Annotated in this window: 16 protein-coding genes; 11 read left to right on the top strand and 5 right to left on the bottom strand. The window is 67.5% G+C overall.

Features of this window, described 5'->3' with window-relative positions; genetic code table 11:
- The first annotated feature begins 57 nt into the window (after positions 1-57).
- The 9 genes from IV112_RS05585 (at position 58) to IV112_RS05545 (ending at position 9,561) form a co-directional block, all read left to right on the top strand.
- The gene (locus IV112_RS05585) at positions 58-1,272 is read left to right on the top strand and encodes a class I SAM-dependent rRNA methyltransferase (protein ID WP_304001657.1); all 1,215 of its coding nucleotides are present in this window, start codon (positions 58-60) and stop codon (positions 1,270-1,272) included.
- 70 nt (positions 1,273-1,342) lie between these two features.
- Positions 1,343-1,780, top strand: coding sequence for an RNA polymerase-binding protein DksA (gene dksA, locus IV112_RS05580; RefSeq protein WP_019915761.1), 438 nt, complete (start codon positions 1,343-1,345; stop codon positions 1,778-1,780).
- Positions 1,781-1,799: 19 nt separating this feature from the next.
- A complete protein-coding gene (locus IV112_RS05575) occupies positions 1,800-2,129 on the top strand; it encodes a hypothetical protein (RefSeq protein ID WP_304001655.1) in 330 nt (109 codons plus the stop codon).
- A 96-nt stretch (positions 2,130-2,225) separates the two neighbouring features.
- Positions 2,226-4,229 (top strand): TonB-dependent receptor, encoded by a 2,004-nt coding sequence (locus tag IV112_RS05570; protein ID WP_304001652.1) that lies wholly within the window; start codon positions 2,226-2,228, stop codon positions 4,227-4,229.
- 203 nt (positions 4,230-4,432) lie between these two features.
- Positions 4,433-5,641, top strand: a complete 1,209-nt coding sequence (locus tag IV112_RS05565; RefSeq protein WP_304001651.1) for an STAS domain-containing protein — start codon at positions 4,433-4,435, stop codon at positions 5,639-5,641.
- A gap of 67 nt (positions 5,642-5,708) precedes the next feature.
- Positions 5,709-6,248, top strand: a complete 540-nt coding sequence (hslV, locus tag IV112_RS05560) for an ATP-dependent protease subunit HslV (RefSeq protein ID WP_304001649.1) — start codon at positions 5,709-5,711, stop codon at positions 6,246-6,248.
- A gap of 26 nt (positions 6,249-6,274) precedes the next feature.
- Positions 6,275-7,597 (top strand): ATP-dependent protease ATPase subunit HslU, encoded by a 1,323-nt coding sequence (gene hslU, locus IV112_RS05555; protein ID WP_304001647.1) that lies wholly within the window; start codon positions 6,275-6,277, stop codon positions 7,595-7,597.
- Between the two features lie 36 nt (positions 7,598-7,633).
- Positions 7,634-8,113, top strand: coding sequence for a disulfide bond formation protein B (locus IV112_RS05550; protein WP_304001645.1), 480 nt, complete (start codon positions 7,634-7,636; stop codon positions 8,111-8,113).
- A 125-nt stretch (positions 8,114-8,238) separates the two neighbouring features.
- Complete coding sequence (locus IV112_RS05545) at positions 8,239-9,561, top strand: NAD(P)/FAD-dependent oxidoreductase (protein ID WP_304001643.1); 1,323 nt, start codon at positions 8,239-8,241, stop codon at positions 9,559-9,561.
- Between the two features lie 40 nt (positions 9,562-9,601).
- On the opposite strand, the gene IV112_RS05540 is transcribed toward IV112_RS05545, so the two are convergent.
- The 5 genes from IV112_RS05540 to gpmA form a co-directional block, all read right to left on the bottom strand.
- The gene (locus IV112_RS05540; RefSeq protein ID WP_304001641.1) at positions 9,602-10,360 is read right to left on the bottom strand and encodes a HesA/MoeB/ThiF family protein; all 759 of its coding nucleotides are present in this window, start codon (positions 10,358-10,360) and stop codon (positions 9,602-9,604) included.
- Between the two features lie 55 nt (positions 10,361-10,415).
- Positions 10,416-10,877, bottom strand: coding sequence for a hypothetical protein (locus IV112_RS05535; RefSeq protein WP_304001638.1), 462 nt, complete (start codon positions 10,875-10,877; stop codon positions 10,416-10,418).
- 65 nt (positions 10,878-10,942) lie between these two features.
- On the bottom strand, positions 10,943-12,331 hold the full coding sequence (locus tag IV112_RS05530) for a S41 family peptidase (protein ID WP_304001636.1): 1,389 nt from the start codon (positions 12,329-12,331) through the stop codon (positions 10,943-10,945).
- A gap of 56 nt (positions 12,332-12,387) precedes the next feature.
- Positions 12,388-13,620, bottom strand: a complete 1,233-nt coding sequence (locus IV112_RS05525) for a murein hydrolase activator EnvC family protein (protein ID WP_304001634.1) — start codon at positions 13,618-13,620, stop codon at positions 12,388-12,390.
- The gene (gene gpmA, locus IV112_RS05520) at positions 13,608-14,429 is read right to left on the bottom strand and encodes a 2,3-diphosphoglycerate-dependent phosphoglycerate mutase (RefSeq protein ID WP_020163032.1); all 822 of its coding nucleotides are present in this window, start codon (positions 14,427-14,429) and stop codon (positions 13,608-13,610) included. Before gpmA ends, IV112_RS05525 begins: the two co-directional genes overlap by 13 nt.
- 264 nt (positions 14,430-14,693) lie before the next feature.
- On the opposite strand from gpmA, the gene IV112_RS05515 reads away from it, so the two are divergent.
- On the top strand, positions 14,694-15,110 hold the full coding sequence (locus tag IV112_RS05515; RefSeq protein WP_020163033.1) for a rhodanese-like domain-containing protein: 417 nt from the start codon (positions 14,694-14,696) through the stop codon (positions 15,108-15,110).
- Positions 15,111-15,114: 4 nt separating this feature from the next.
- Positions 15,115-15,372: a glutaredoxin 3 gene (gene grxC, locus IV112_RS05510; protein ID WP_019915745.1), complete on the top strand. Its 258-nt coding sequence runs from the start codon at positions 15,115-15,117 to the stop codon at positions 15,370-15,372.
- Positions 15,373-15,388 lie beyond the last annotated feature (16 nt).

The raw sequence follows: 15,388 nt of genomic DNA, 5'->3' as shown, positions 1-15,388 counted from the left end.
AGGTCGCCGCTGCACAGCCGGCCTGTTCGGCAGGCGCAGCGTAATGACTGACAGAGCATGAGTGCCACCCTGATTCTCGCACCGGGCCGCGAGCGCTCGGTCATGCGCCGTCACCCATGGATATTCGCCGGTTCGGTCGACCGTCTCGACGGTCGCGCCCGGCCGGGCGACACCGTGCTGGTGCAGGCGGCCAATGGGCGTGCGCTCGGCCGCGCCGCGTTTTCGCCGGCGTCGCAGATCCGCGCCCGCATGTGGACCTTCGGTGACGAATCGATCGACGACGCCTTCTTCCGCCGCACCGTCGCGCGCGCGGTCGAGCAGCGGCGCGATCTGCCGGAGCTGGCGGGCGAATTCGGTCCGCGCGGCGGTGTGCGCCTGTTGCACGGTGAATCCGACGGTCTGCCCGGCGTCATCGCCGACCGCTACGCCGATGTGATCGTGCTGCAGATCACCAGTGCCGGTGGCGAGAAGTGGCGCACCACCCTCGCCGACGCGCTGGTGCGCGCGACCGGCATCGAACGCGTCTATGAGCGCTCGGATTCGGACGTGCGCGCGCTCGAAGGTCTGGAGCCGCGCAGCGGCTGGCTGATCGGCGACGGAGAGGCGCCCTTCCCGGTGATTGCCGAACCCGGCGTGACCGGCGACGTGAACATCGAAATCGACGTGGCCAGCGGCCACAAGACCGGCTTCTATCTCGACCAGCGCGAAAATCGCCGGTTGTGCGGCGGTCTGGCCGCCGATCGCCGCGTGCTGAACTGCTTCTGCTATACCGGCGGCTTTTCGCTGCACGCGCTGGCCGGTGGCGCCGAATCGGTGCTGTCCATCGATTCCTCCGGCCCGGCGCTGGCGACCGCGCAGCGCAATGTCGGCCACAACCCGCAGATCGACGCCGCTCGCGCCGAATGGCTGGAGGCGGACGTGTTCCAGGCGCTGCGCACCTTCCGTGCCGAAGGCCGCAAGTTCGACCTGATCGTGCTCGACCCGCCGAAATTCGCGCCGTCGGCCGCGCACGCGAAGTCGGCGGCACGCGCCTACAAGGACATCAATCTGCTCGGTTTCCGGCTGCTGGCACCGGGTGGCCTGCTGATGACCTATTCCTGTTCGGGCGGTGTCGATGTCGACTTCTTCCAGAAGATCGTCGCCGACGCGGCAGCCGACGCCGGGGTGTCGGCGCGCGTGCTGAAGCGCCTGTCCGCCGGGGCGGATCACCCGGTGGGGCTGGCTTTTCCCGAGGGCGAGTACCTGAAGGGGCTGCTGCTCAGGATCGAGTGAAGCGTTACGCAGTTTTTTGCCAAAACATTGGTATCCTCTTCGCCTTTCCAATCCCCGGGAGTTCATGCGGATGGCCACCAAGAACGCCAGCAAGGCCGACAAGCCGCTGACCGAAGCCGACATCCTGAAGATGCCGGAAAAGGACTACATGAACGAGGCGCAGCTCGCCTTCTTCCGCGACCTGCTCGCCCGCATGCGCGACGACATCCTGCGCAAGGCCGATGAAACCGTGGAGCACATGCGCGAGGTCGACAATGTGTCCGACCCCGCCGACCGCGCCACGGTGGAAGAGGAACACACGCTGGAACTGCGCACGCGCGACCGCGAGCGCAAGCTGCTGAAGAAGATCGAACAGGCGATCGACCGCATCGATGCCGGCGAATACGGCTATTGCGACGAAACCGGCGAGCCGATCGGCATCGGCCGCCTGCTCGCCCGCCCGACCGCGACGCTGACCATCGAGGCGCAGGAGCGCCGCGAACGTCTGCAGAAGCTGTACGGCGACTGAGGCCGGGCCCGGACGCGCGATGTTCCGACGCCTGTCCGCGCTGCGGCTCGTCATGTTGCTGCTGTGCCTGCTCGGGGCACAGCAGGTCACGCTCGTCCACGCTTTCGAACACGTCCCGACGGCCGGCATCGCGCTGGCTGCCGAGGACGACGGCGGCCCCGCGCACGCGCCGGTCTGTCCGGACTGCCTGTCGGCCCATTCCCTGACCCAGCTGTCCGTCGGTGCCGCGCCCGACCCGGCTGTTCCCGATCTGTCCCACGTGCTGCGTGCCGCTTCGCTGCGCGTCGCGGTCCATGGTGCGGCGCCCGAGCCCTGCGCGCACGGGCCGCCCGCCGTCTCCCCGCTCTGATCCGTCGCCCCTCCGGGGCGTGCACTTCATACATTCAGACTGACCCGCGTGATCACGCGCGGGCGCGCGTCCATATCCGGGCGCGGGGAGAACTTCATGCAGATCCATCGTTTTGTCGGTGGCGCCCTCGCGGCGGCCGCCTCCGTGTCCTTTTCCGTTCCGGTGTTCGCCCAGGCGATCCAGAACCTCCCGGCCATCGTTGTCACCGGCAATCCGCTGGGCAGCGACCTGTCCGACCTGGTCAGCCCGGTGTCGGTGATGGACGACCACGACCTCACGCTGCGCGGTGCCAGCACGCTGGGCGAAACCGTCGGCAACCTGCCGGGCGTCAGTTCGACCTGGTTCGGCCCGAATTCCAGCCGGCCGGTCATCCGCGGCCTGGATGGCGACCGCGTGCGCATCCTCGGCAACGGTGGTGCCACCGTCGACGCGTCCTCGCTGTCCTTCGATCACGCGACCACGGTGGATCCGCTGGTGATCGAGCGGGTCGAGGTGGTGCGTGGCCCGGCGGCGCTGATGTATGGCGGGAACGCGGTCGGCGGCGTCGTGAACGCGCTGGACAACCGCATTCCGCAGTCGCCGATGAACGGCGCCAGCGGCCGGGTCGATGGCATCGTCGGCGGCGCCGATTCGACCCGCGCGCTGGCCGGCCGCGTCGAGTTCGGCAAGAACGGCCTCAACCTGCACGCCGACGGCTTCACCCGCTCGACCTCCGATCTGCGCATCCCCGATGGCCGGCTGCGCAATTCGGCCGCCGACACCGAGGGCGGCGGCTTCGGCGCCTCGTTCGCTGGCGAGCGCGGCTACCTCGGCGCCTCCTACGGCGTGTTCGATTCGACCTACGGCACCGTGGCCGAAGAGAACATCACGATAGACATGCGCAGCGAGCGCTGGGACCTCGCCGGCGAACTGCGCGAAATCGACGGCTTCATTACTGGCGTCAAGTTCCGCGCCGGCCATACCGACTACAAGCACGTCGAACTGGACGGCGGATCGCCCGAGACGCGCTTCTTCAGCAAGGGCACCGACCTGCGGGTCGAGGCGGCCCATGCGCAGCTGGGCCCCTTCCGTGGTGTGGTCGGCGTTCAGCTCGACAGCAGCGAGTTCTCGGCGCTGGGCGACGAAGCCTTCGTGCCCTCGACCAACACCGATACGCGCGCACTCTTCCTGTTCGAGGAAACCCGCATCGGCGACCTCAAGCTCACCTTCGGGGGTCGCGTCGAGCGGGTCGAGGTGGGCAGTGACGGCGGCGGCCCCGATGACCCCAACAATCCGGGGACGCCGCGCTTCGACCCGTCGCAGGAGCGGCGTTTCACCGCGCGCAGCGCTGCCTTCGGCGCCGTCTATCCGCTGAACGACACCTTCTCGGTCGCCACCCAGCTGGCGCATACCGAGCGCGCCCCGACCTTCTACGAGCTGTTCGCCAACGGCCCGCACGCCGCCACCGGCAACTACGAGGTCGGCAACGCCGCGCTGGACAAGGAACAGTCGAACTCGATCGACGCCCAGTTGCGCGTCAAGCGCGGCGATCACAGCGGCAGCATCGGCGTATTCCACAGCCGCTTCCGCAATTTCATCGCGCTCGCCGACAGTGGCCTCCGGCGCGAAGAGGACGGCCTGATCGATCCGGCCGGGGAACTGCCCGAGTTCGCCTACCAGGCGGTGCCGGCGAAGTTCTACGGCCTGGAGGCGCAGGCCCATCTGCTGCTGTGCCGCTGCGCCGGCGAACTGCACCTCGACCTGCAGGCCGACATGGTGCGCGCCGCCAATCGCGACACCGGCGAGCCGCTGCCGCGCATCGCGCCGATGCGTGGCATGGCGGCGCTGAACTGGCACCGCGAGGCGCTGAACCTGCGGCTTGAGGTGCAGGGTGCCCGCCGGCAGGACCGGGTCGACGACCTCGGCACGCCGACTGCCGGCTACGCGCTGGTCAATGCCTTCGCCAGCTACGGTTTCCAGGCGGCCGGCGTGAGCTGGGAAGCCTGGCTGCGCGGCAACAACCTGTTCGATACCGAGGCGCGCAACCACGTGTCCTTCCTCAAGGGCATCGCACCGATGCCGGGCCGCAGCATCATGGCCGGCCTGCGTGCCACCTTCTGACCATTGCCCGGTGCATCAAGGGCGCGGTGAATGCCGCGCCCGTCGCGCCTGAGCGCCGATTCGTGCCCTTGCAGCACCTTGTCACGTCTTCTTACGCCTTCGGGGGTGCCGCCCGCCGCGGTTGAAAGGTAAAGTTACCGATCGTTGCAGTTGTGAATCGATGCGCCGTTAATTACGGTTCGCGCCCCGATCCGGACCCATCCGTGGCTTTCTCCTTCTTCAAGAAAACACCTGCGCCGCAGGTCGAAACCCGCAAGCCGGTGCGACCGACCGCACCGGCCGCGGCGACGGCCACCGCGTCGCGCCCGCCCGACAGCATGCCGGCAAGCGATCCGCCGTCGTCTGCAGGCCTGATGTCGCTCGACTTCGTGTCGCGCGATCCGCTGGAGGGCGCCCGTCGCGCGGGCAAGGGCGAGTTGCAGGTGCAGGACGTGTCCAGCGGGCTGCATCCGGTGGTCGAGGAAGCGGCCATGCTGTTCGCCAATGGCGACGATGAGGCTGCCCTGTCCACGCTCGAGCGCGCCACCTTCGGCGACCTCGGCAGTTCGACCGAACAGGTGTGGGCCATGCTGTTCGACCTCTGTCACGCGCTCGGCCGTGTCGACGCCTTCGAGGCGCACGCGCTGGCCTACGCTGAGCGCTTCGAACGTTCGGCGCCGGCCTGGCCGGCGTCTCCGTCGCGCGGCGCGACCGCTGGCCCGCCCACGCTGACGCTGGCGGGCAAGCTGACCGCGGCCAGCCGCGCCTCCATCGACCAGATCGACCGCCTGTGTTCAAAGGCGCATGTGGTGCGGGTGGATGTCGCCCGTCTGCACGACGTGGACGAGGACGGCGCGCGCATGCTGCTCGACGTGCTGGTTGCGCTGCGCCGCTGCGGCCACGGCGTGGCCATGCTCAGCGCCACCGTGCTGCGCGACCTGCTGGCGCCGCGCATCGTGCCGGGCAAGGCCGAAGGGCCGGCGCAGTGGCTGCTCTACCTGGAAGCGCTGCAGCAGCTGGGCGACGAAGCCAACTTCGAGGAATTCGCGATCCAGTACGCGGTCACCTTCGAACTGTCACCGCCGTCATGGGACGCCCGCTGGGTGTCGTCGGTGCTCGCGCCGGTCGCGGCTGAACCGGCGCCGGTCGAGAAGAATGCGCGCATCGCGCTGCGCGGCGAGATCGTCGGCGCCCGTCAGGACGCCTTTGCCGTGCTGCAGGCGGCTGACCTGCCGCAGGGGGTCATGAAGGTCGATTGTTCCGAGCTCTGCCGGATGGACTTCATCAGCGCCGGCCTGCTGTTCAACGTGATCACCGCGGTGCAGGCGACCGGTCGCCAGCCCCGTCTGGTCGATGTGCGGCCGATGGTGGCGGCGCTGCTGCTGCTGATCGGTGTCGCCGCCGTGGCGGAAATCCAGCAACGCCGCTTCTAGCGCCACCGGCGCCCCGCTGCGCATGGTTTAAAGTGCGCAGCCTCCGCGGCATTTTTCGGGAATTGCGATGGAACAGTATCACGGCACCACCATACTTTCGGTGCGTCGCCCGGGTCAGGTCGCCCTCGGTGGCGATGGCCAGGTGACGCTCGGCAACATCGTCGTCAAGGCCACCGCGCGCAAGGTGCGGCGGCTTTATCAGGGCCGCATCCTGGCCGGCTTCGCCGGCGGCACGGCCGACGCCTTCACGCTGTTCGAGCGCTTCGAATCCAAGCTGGAAAAGCACCAGGGCAACCTGCTGCGCAGCGCGGTCGAACTGGCCAAGGACTGGCGTACCGACCGCATGCTGCGCCGGCTGGAGGCGATGCTGGCGGTGGCCGACCGCGAGTCTTCGCTGATCATCACCGGCAACGGCGACGTGCTCGAACCCGAGGGCGGCATCGTCGCCATCGGCTCCGGCGGCGCCTACGCCCAGTCGGCGGCCCGTGCGCTGGTCGAGAATACCGAACTGTCGGCGTGCGACGTGGTGTCGAAGTCGCTCGGCATCGCCGGTGACCTGTGCATCTACACCAACCAGAGTCACACCATAGAAAGCATCGAGTGGTGAGCGCCGTGACCCCTGCGGATCAAGTCATGACCCCTTCCGAAATCGTGTCCGAACTGGACAAGCACATCGTCGGCCAGACGCGCGCCAAGCGCTCGGTGGCCGTCGCGCTGCGCAACCGCTGGCGCCGCGCCCAGGTGGCCGAGCCGCTGCGCAGCGAAATCACGCCGAAGAACATCCTGATGATCGGCCCGACCGGTGTTGGCAAGACCGAGATCGCGCGCCGGCTGGCGCGCCTGGCGAACGCGCCCTTCATCAAGGTCGAAGCGACCAAGTTCACCGAAGTGGGCTATGTCGGCCGGGATGTCGACACCATCATCCGCGATCTGGTCGAGATCGCCATCAAGGACCTGCGCGAGCGCGCGATGAAGGCGGTGCGCACGCGCGCCGAGGACGCCGCCGAGGACCGCATTCTCGACGTGCTGCTGCCACCGGCGCGGCCGGTCGGCTTTGGCGTCGATGCACCGGCCGCCGACGAGAGCGGCACGCGGCAGAAATTCCGCAAGAAGCTGCGCGAGGGGGAGCTGGACGACAAGGAGATCGACATCGAGGTGGCGGTGGCGCCGGCCGCGATGGAAATCCTGACGCCGCCCGGCATGGAAGAACTGACCGGCCAGCTGCAGTCGATGTTCCAGAACATCGGCGCGCAACGCCGGCGCAGCCGCAAGATGCCGATCCGCGAGGCGCTGCGCGTACTGACCGACGAAGAGGCGGCGCGCCTGATCAACGAGGACGAAGTGAAGCAGCAGGCGCTGGTCGCGGTCGAGCAGAACGGCATCGTGTTCCTCGACGAGATCGACAAGGTGGCTTCGCGTTCGGACCACGGTGGCGCCGATGTTTCGCGCCAGGGCGTGCAACGCGACCTGCTGCCGCTGGTCGAAGGCACGACGATTACGACCAAGTACGGCATGGTGAAGACCGACCACATCCTGTTCATCGCCAGCGGCGCCTTCCACCTGTCGCGGCCGAGTGACCTGATTCCCGAGCTGCAGGGCCGTTTTCCGATCCGCGTCGAGCTGGAGTCGCTGTCGGTCGATGACTTCGAACGCATCCTGACCGCCACCGATGCCTGCCTCACGCGCCAGTACGCGGCGCTGCTGGAAACCGATGGCGTGACGCTGGATTTCGCGCCGGACGGCATCCGCCGGCTGGCCGAAGTGGCGTGGTCGGTGAACGAGCGCACCGAAAACATCGGCGCGCGGCGACTGCACACGGTGATGGAAAAGCTGCTGGAGGAGGTGTCCTTCGACGCCGGCCAGCACGCCCGCTCGCTCACCATAGACGCTGCCTACGTGGACGCCCGGCTGGGCGAACTGGCGCAGAGCGAGGACCTCGCGCGCTACGTGCTCTGACGCAGCGGCTGTCCCAACAACGAGAACGAGTCCCCGATGACCCCGATTGCCCGTACGCGCATCTACTTCCTGCTGTCCTACTTCTGTTTTGGTCTGCTCGCCTTCGCGCTGTGGCTGCAGCACGTCGAGCGTCTGGCGCCCTGCCCGCTGTGCATCCTGCAGCGCTACGCCTTCTTTGGTGCCGGCGTGTTCTTCCTGCTGAGCGGCCTGTTCGGCGGGGCGCTGGCGCGCAGCGGACTGTGGGTGTCGGCGTTGATCGCGGCCGCCGGCGCGGCGGTGGCCGGGCGTCACGTCTATGTGCTGTACAACCCGTCGGTCAGCTGCGGCCTCGATCCGGTCGAGGATTTCGTCAACAGCCTGCCGCCGGCGCAGTGGTTTCCGCAGGCCTTCTTCGCCGATGGCGCCTGCGGTGCCAAGCTGCCGCCGATACTCGGCCTCGACATTCCCGAGTGGTCGCTTCTGTGGCTGAGCGCGCTCGCCGTCGTTGCTGTGCTGCTTTCGTTGCGCCGCGGCTGAACACACTGGGCGGTCGACTGCTCCGCCGCCATGACACCCGGAGCCCCGCCCTGCACAAGCGGCGGGGGCTGTAGCAGAATGCGCCGTCCGCTCCCGTGCAGGGCGGGCTTCGCTCCGAGGAGATCATGAATAATTCCAAGAAACCCGTCATCGTGGTGGTCGGCGGCGGCGCCGGCGGCCTCGAACTGGTCACCCAGCTCGGCGACCGCTACGGCGCCAAAGGGCAGGCCGACATCGTGCTGGTCGATGCTTCGCCCATCCACATCTGGAAACCGCATCTGCACGAGGTCGCCGCCGGGCGCATGGACATGCACATGCACCGGCTGGAGTACGTCGCGCAGGCGCGCTGGCACAACTTCGAGTTCCAGATGGGCCGCATGACGGCCATCGATCGCACGCGCAAGACCATCCACATCGAGGCGGTGGCCGACTTCGACGGCGAACCGATGCTGCCCGAGCGCGAGCTGCATTACGACTATCTGGTGATCGCCATCGGCAGCACGGTGAACACCTTCGGCATTCCCGGTGCGGACGCGCACACGATGGCGCTCGACACCACGCACGACGCCGAGCGCTTCCGGCAGAAGCTGGTCGCCGCCTGCATGCGCGCGGACGCGCGTGCCGAACGCGGCGAACCGCACGAAGTGTCGATCGCCATCATCGGCGCTGGCGCCACCGGCGTCGAACTGTCGGCCGAACTGCGCCACACCAGCAAGGTGTTGCGCGCCTTCGGGGTGCACAGCATGGACCCGCGCCAGGACGTGCGGATTACGCTGATCGAGGCGGCCGACCGCGTGCTGCCGGCGCTGCCGGCGCGCATTTCGGCGTCGGCCGAAGAGTTGCTGCGTGGCATGGGCATCGACGTGCTGAAGTCTGAGCGCGTCAGCGAGGTGCGCCATGACGGTCTGGTCACCGCCAGCGGCCATTTCATCCGCGGCGACCTGATGGTGTGGGCGGCCGGCATCAAGGCACCGAACATGCTGTCCGGCTTCGGCGGGCTGGAGTCGAACCGTATCAACCAGCTGGTGGTGGATGACCATCTGGTCACCACGCACGATCCGGACATCTACGCCTTCGGCGACTGCGCGGCCTGTCAGTGGCTGGGCGGCGAAGGCACGATTCCGCCGCGCGCCCAGGCGGCGCACCAGCAGGCCAGCTATCTGGTGAAGATCTTCGCCATGCGGCTCGAAGGCAAGGGTGACCCCGGCCCCTTCCGCTACAAGGACTTCGGTTCGCTGGTGTCGCTCGGCAAGAGCGGCGCCACCGGCAACCTGATGGGGGGCGTGGTCGGCGGCAGCATGTTCATCGAAGGGCTGGTCGCGCGCATGATGTACCGCTCGCTGTACCAGATGCACCAGATCGCGCTGCATGGCTGGATCAAGAGCTCGCTCGACGCGGTGGCGCGCTTCATCAAGCAGAGCACCGAGCCGCACGTGAAGCTGCACTAGCCTTTTTAGGGGCTAGGGGCTAGGGGCTAGGGGCTAGGGGCTAGGGGCTCCGGCCCTCGCCGCATACGGCGCAGTCGGGGTCGCGCGGCAGCGTGATGCTGCGCCACTCCATACCGAGTGCGTCGAGCAGCAGCAGACGGCCGGCCAGCGTGCGGCCGGTCTGCGCCAGTATCTTCAGCGCCTCGGCCGCCTGCACGGTGCCGATGATGCCGGTCAGCGGCGCGAATACGCCCATCACCGCGCAGCGCACCTCCTCGACCTCGCCGCCCTCGGGAAACAGGCAGTGGTAGCACGGCGCGTCCGGCTCGCGGCTGTCGAATACCGACACCTGACCGTCGAAGCGGATTGCGGCACCCGACACCAGCGGTGTGCGGGTGGCCACGCAGGCGCGGTTGATCGCGTGCCGGGTGGCGAAGTTGTCGCTGCAATCGAGCACGACGTCGGCGGCGGCGATCTGTTCCAGCAGTTCGTCGCCGGCCAGCCGCTTCTTCAGCGCGATCACCTCGGTGCCCGGATTGACGTCGTGCAGTGTTTCGCGCGCCGATTCGACCTTGGCGCGGCCGACCGAATGTTCGCGGTGCAGGATCTGCCGCTGCAGATTGGTCAGGTCGACGTCGTCGTCGTCGGCGATCACCAGCGTGCCGACACCGGCCGCCGCAAGGTAGAGCGCCGAAGGGCAGCCGAGGCCACCGGCGCCGACGATGAGGGCGCGCGAGGCAAGCAGCCTGTCCTGTCCTTCGATGCCTATCGGGTCGAGCAGGATGTGGCGGCTGTAGCGCAGCAGTTGCTGGTCATTCATGGAGAGCAGGCCGCCAGCGGATGCGGCGGCGTATATCGGTGAGGAAGAAGGGGGGTCAGCGGTAGTCGCGCAGCTCGCTCGGCGTGTCGTCGTGATCGCCGTGCGGGTGGTGCTGCCAGGCCTTGACGTAGATTTCGTTCGACTTCTTGATCAGTCGCTCCGGCTGCTTCAGGTTGCGCAGCTGGGTGTCTTCGCAGAAATAGAGCATCGTGCGGATCAGTCGCATCTTCAGCGAACCGTCGAGCACGAAGCCGTGCGCGCGCAGTGCCCGCTCTATGCTGCGGAAGCTGTGGTCGGTCAGGCTGTACTCGATGGCGACCACGCGATCGCCCTGCGCGGTGACCGAAATGCCGCCGACCGCGGCGAGCAGCGCGAGCGCCTCATCGACGCGGCGCGGGCAGCGGCGACAGAAGCGCAGTTCGCGGTGCTTCATCAGGCCGGCCTGGGGGCCGTATCCGGGCTTGCGCGGCGCGCGGTGTTCGCGGCCGAAACGACGCTGGCTGGCATGTGCGACCATGGTTCAGCTCCTGCATCCGGCGGCGATCCGCAGATCGCCGCACGGCCCGCCAGGTACGGCGGGCCTCAGTTTTTCTGGATGATCTGCAATCCCTTCAGCAGATTCAAGGCCTGGGTGAACTGGTAATCCGACGCGGTGGCGAACTCGAACGGCGCGGCCGGCTTGGCCTCCTCGTCCTCCTCCTTCGCCGGCTTGCCCTTGGCGCCAGCGGCAGGTTTCGGTGCGGCTTCCTCGGGTTCCTTGTCGTTGCCGAGGTGACGGTCGAGGTCGGCTTCGCGCAGGCGGATGCCACCACCGCTGCCATTCGGCGTCTCTTCGACGATGATGTCCGGCACGATGCCCTTGGCCTGGATCGAGCGGCCGTTCGGCGTGTAGTAACGCGCCGTCGTCAGCTTGATCGCGGTGTTGTTGGCCAGCGGCATGATGGTCTGCACCGAGCCTTTCCCGAAGGTCTGGGTGCCCATGATGACCGCGCGCTTGTGGTCCTGCAGCGCGCCGGCGACGATTTCCGACGCCGAAGCCGAACCCGAGTTGACCAGCACGACCATGGGCACCGACTTGGCGCCGGCCGGCAGCGTGGCGAGATAGTCCTCGCGCGATCCGCGCAGGTAATCTTCCGGTGCGGCGATGAAGCGGCGCTTGGCGTCTTCGGTGCGGCCGTCGGTCGACACCACGGTCGCCTTCGGCGGCAGGAAGGCGGCAGATACGCCCACGGCGCCGTGCAGCAGGCCGCCCGGGTCGTTGCGCAGGTCGAGCACCAGACCTTTCAGCTCGCCGTCCTTGTAAAGCTTGCCGATGTGCTTGGCGAGATCCTCGGCGCTGGCTTCCTGGAACTGGGTCAGGCGCAGGTAACCGTAGCCGGGTTCGACCAGCTTCGATTTCACCGACTGCACCTTGATGATTTCGCGCGTCAGCGTGACCTCGATCGGCTTTGTTTCGCCCTTGCGCGCAATGGTCAGGCGGATGCTGGTGTCCGGCTTGCCGCGCATGCGCTTGACGGCGTCGCTCAGCGTGAGGCCCTTGGTCGAGGTGTCGTCCAGCTTGATGATCAGGTCGCCCGCCTTGACACCGGCGCGGAAGGCCGGCGTGTCCTCGATCGGCGACACCACCTTGACGAAGCCGTCTTCCATGCCGACCTCGATGCCGAGGCCGCCGAATTCGCCCTGGGTGCCAGCCTGCAGATCCTTGAACGCGTCCTGGTCGAGGTAGGCCGAGTGCGGGTCGAGACCCGACAGCATGCCGCTGATCGCGTGGGTGATCAGCTTCTTGTCATCGACCGGCTCGACATAGCCCGACTTCACCGCATTCAGCACGTCGGCGAACTGGCGCAGTTCCTCGACCGGCAGCGTGCTGCCGACCGGCTTGTTCGCGTTGGCGGAGAAATTGAGACTGAGCAGTACCCCGGCACACAGTCCGATCATGACCAGCCCGGTTTGCTGCAGCTTCTTTTGCATCGATTGCACTCCGCATATTTTTCGGCAGGTAACGGAAGCTGCACCCTCGGTGCAGCCTAGCGGGCAACCCATTTCAGCGGGTCCAGCGCCTGTCCCTGATGCCGCAATTCAAAGTATAAACCTGATTCCGAAGCCCCACCGCTGGCGCCGATCGAGGCGATCACCTCGCCGGCGCGTACCGCTGCGCCAACCGACTTCAGCACGGCTTCGTTGTTGCCATAGACACTCAGATAGTTGTCGCCGTGATCGACGATGACCAGGTTGCCGAAACCGCGCAGCCAGTCCGCGAACACCACGGTACCGGCAGCCACCGCCTTGACGTCGCCCGCCGTTGCGCGGATGAAGATGCCGCGCAGCGGTGTTCCGCCATCCGCGCCTTGGGCACCGAAGCGGCGCGCAAGTTCGCCACTGGCCGGCCAGGGCAGTCGACCGCGCAGTTTGGGGAAGGCAACGCCGCCGTGATCGACCGGCGCCGACTGCACGACCGGACCGCGGCTTTCGCGGCCGGCGGGCGCCGGCGCGTCGTCGGCAGGGCCTGCCGCGGGCGTCTTCGGCGGTGTGCTGCGGGCGCTGCGCCGCGACAGCGCTTCGATCAGCCGGCTCAGCCGCGCCTCGTCGCGCTTGAGCTGGGCCAGTTCCTTGCGTTCGGTGCGCAACTGGGTGGCGATGCGATCAAGCACCTTGCGCCGCACGTCGTGCTCGGCCTGCAGCTTGCCGCGTTCGCGTTCGCGCTCCGCTTCCAGTGTGCGGATCTCGTCCAGCTGGGCGTCCTGCTGCGCCAGCAGCTCGCGCTGGCGCGTCAGCGTCGCACGATGGTCGTCCATCAGCCTGAGCTGGCTTTTCGACAGGCTGCGCAGGTAGTGCAGGTCGCGTGCGCTCTGGTTGGGGTCGGTGCCGGACAGCAGGTGGCGCAACGCATCGGCCTCGCCGGCGCGCTGGTGGCCGCGCAGCAGTTGCGCCAGTTGCGATTGCTGGGTGCGCAGACGCTCCTCGCCGGCGGCCACGTCCTTGCGCGTCTGCGTCAGTGCGCTTTCGACCGCCTTGCGGCGGCCGGCGATGTCGCGCAGCGCACGGCTGGCGTCGGAAATGGCTTTTTCCGAGCTGCGCAGCTCGTCGCGGGCTTCGCGGTGGGCGCTTTCCGACTGGTTCAGTTCATCGCGCAGCGCTTCCATGCGCTGCTGAAGGGCGCGCAGCTGTTCCGGGCTGGACTGGACTGCGCGCTCGGCGAAGGCGGCTCCGGGCAATGCGCACAGCAGCGCCCGGATCAGCCAGCGCTTCACTCCATCCACGGTGCGCGCTGTTCGGCCGTCTGCGGCTCTTCGGTTTCGGGAATGGGCGGACGCTGGCGTTGCGGCACGGCGCGGCTCTGGTTGGCCACGGCGTCGATGGCGGCGCGGATGGCTTCCTGGTCGCCGAGGTAGTAATGGCGGATCGGCTTCAGGTTCTCGTCCAGCTCATACACCAGCGGCTGGGCGGTCGGGATGTTCAGGCCGAGGATGTCCTGTTCCGACACGTTGTCGAGGTACTTGATCAGCGCGCGCAGGCTATTGCCGTGCGCCACGATGAGCACGTTCTTGCCGGCCTTGATCTGCGGCGCGATCTCGGCGTCCCAGAACGGGATGACGCGGGCCACCGTGTCCTTCAGGCATTCGGTGCGCGGGAACTGCTCGTCCGGCACTTCGGCGTAGCGCGGGTTCTTGCGATCGAGGCGCGGATCGTCCTCTTCCAGCGCCGGCGGCGGCGTGTCGTAGGAACGGCGCCAGACCAGCACCTGTTCCTCGCCGAACTTCTGCGCCGTCTGCGCCTTGTTCAGGCCTTGCAGCGCGCCATAGTGACGCTCGTTCAGGCGCCAGGTCGGACGGATCGGAATCCACATCAGGTTCAGTTGTTCGAGCGCGACGTAGAGTGTCTTGTTGGCGCGCTTGAGCACCGAGGTGAAGGCCATGTCGAAGCGGTAGCCTTCGCGGTTGAGCAGGCGGCCGGCTTCGCGGGCCTCAATTTCGCCTTTGTCGGTCAGACCGACGTCGGTCCATCCGGTGAAACGGTTTTCCTTGTTCCAGACGGATTCGCCGTGGCGCAGCAGAACGAGCTTGTACATATCGGGTGGGCTATGTGTGAAGGGCGCGGCGCCCCGGTGAGACGTGCTGCACTGCGGACTCGTGGTCTGCAGGTGGACTGACCGCGCTTGGGCTAAAATGCGCATTTTCCCAGAAAACGCAGCGCGCGGCCCCGTAAAAATTCGACAGAAGATGACATGTCGAAACATCCGCGTTGCCGGATGACACGATCCCGGCGATGATGCGGACCCCGTTACAGCGGACCGCCTGCCGCGAGCCCCACAGCCTGCCAGCACCTCTCTCCCATGGAATTCCTGACTCAGAACAACAATTACCTCTGGGCCATTTCGGCCCTGATCAGCGGCGTCGCGCTGCTCGTCATGACGGTGCGCACGAAGACCTCCGGACCGCGGCTGACGCCGGCGCAGGCGACGCAGTTGATCAACCGCGAGGACGCCCAGGTGATCGACGTGCGCGAACAGCCGGAATGGGCCAAGGGCCGCATTGCCGGTTCGCGCCACATTCCGGTCGGCCAGCTCGACCAGCGCATCGGTGACCTGGAGAAGTTCAAGGAGCGCCCGCTCATCGTCGTCTGCGCCAGCGGCATGCGTTCCGCCAGCGCCTGCTCGACGCTGCGCAAGGCCGGTTTCGAAAAGGTGTTTGCACTCGACGGCGGTATCGGCGCCTGGGAACAGGCCGGTCTGCCACTGACCAAGAAGTGACGCGATGGCACACGTGCTGATGTACACCAGCGGCTACTGCCCCTACTGCGTACAGGCGGAGCGCCTGCTCGTGTCCAAGGGCGTGACCGACATCGAGAAAGTGCGGGTCGACACCGACCCGGCACGGCGTACTGAAATGATGGAGAAAACCGGCAGGCGTACCGTGCCGCAGATCTACATCGACGACTTCCATGTGGGCGGGTGCGACGATCTGCACGCACTCGACCGCGAAGGCAAGCTGGACCCGCTGCTGCAGGCCTGACCTGCGGCGTTCATCA

It is taken from the genome of Methyloversatilis discipulorum (assembly GCF_018780585.1).
Taxonomy (GTDB): Bacteria; Pseudomonadota; Gammaproteobacteria; order Burkholderiales; family Rhodocyclaceae; genus Methyloversatilis; species Methyloversatilis discipulorum_B.
This window is presented reverse-complemented; position numbering and strand designations above follow the sequence as displayed.

Bases quoted from the DNA above. Each gene is read 5' to 3' on its own strand.
- IV112_RS05585 (WP_304001657.1), top strand. From the start codon at position 58: ATGAGTGCCACCCTGATTCTCGCACCGGGCCGCGAGCGCTCGGTCATG.
- dksA (WP_019915761.1), top strand. From the start codon at position 1,343: ATGGCCACCAAGAACGCCAGCAAGGCCGACAAGCCGCTGACCGAAGCC.
- IV112_RS05575 (WP_304001655.1), top strand. From the start codon at position 1,800: ATGTTCCGACGCCTGTCCGCGCTGCGGCTCGTCATGTTGCTGCTGTGC.
- IV112_RS05570 (WP_304001652.1), top strand. From the start codon at position 2,226: ATGCAGATCCATCGTTTTGTCGGTGGCGCCCTCGCGGCGGCCGCCTCC.
- hslV (WP_304001649.1), top strand. From the start codon at position 5,709: ATGGAACAGTATCACGGCACCACCATACTTTCGGTGCGTCGCCCGGGT.
- hslU (WP_304001647.1), top strand. From the start codon at position 6,275: ATGACCCCTTCCGAAATCGTGTCCGAACTGGACAAGCACATCGTCGGC.
- IV112_RS05550 (WP_304001645.1), top strand. From the start codon at position 7,634: ATGACCCCGATTGCCCGTACGCGCATCTACTTCCTGCTGTCCTACTTC.
- IV112_RS05545 (WP_304001643.1), top strand. From the start codon at position 8,239: ATGAATAATTCCAAGAAACCCGTCATCGTGGTGGTCGGCGGCGGCGCC.
- IV112_RS05540 (WP_304001641.1), bottom strand. From the start codon at position 10,360: ATGAATGACCAGCAACTGCTGCGCTACAGCCGCCACATCCTGCTCGAC.
- IV112_RS05535 (WP_304001638.1), bottom strand. From the start codon at position 10,877: ATGGTCGCACATGCCAGCCAGCGTCGTTTCGGCCGCGAACACCGCGCG.
- IV112_RS05530 (WP_304001636.1), bottom strand. From the start codon at position 12,331: ATGCAAAAGAAGCTGCAGCAAACCGGGCTGGTCATGATCGGACTGTGT.
- gpmA (WP_020163032.1), bottom strand. From the start codon at position 14,429: ATGTACAAGCTCGTTCTGCTGCGCCACGGCGAATCCGTCTGGAACAAG.
- IV112_RS05515 (WP_020163033.1), top strand. From the start codon at position 14,694: ATGGAATTCCTGACTCAGAACAACAATTACCTCTGGGCCATTTCGGCC.
- grxC (WP_019915745.1), top strand. From the start codon at position 15,115: ATGGCACACGTGCTGATGTACACCAGCGGCTACTGCCCCTACTGCGTA.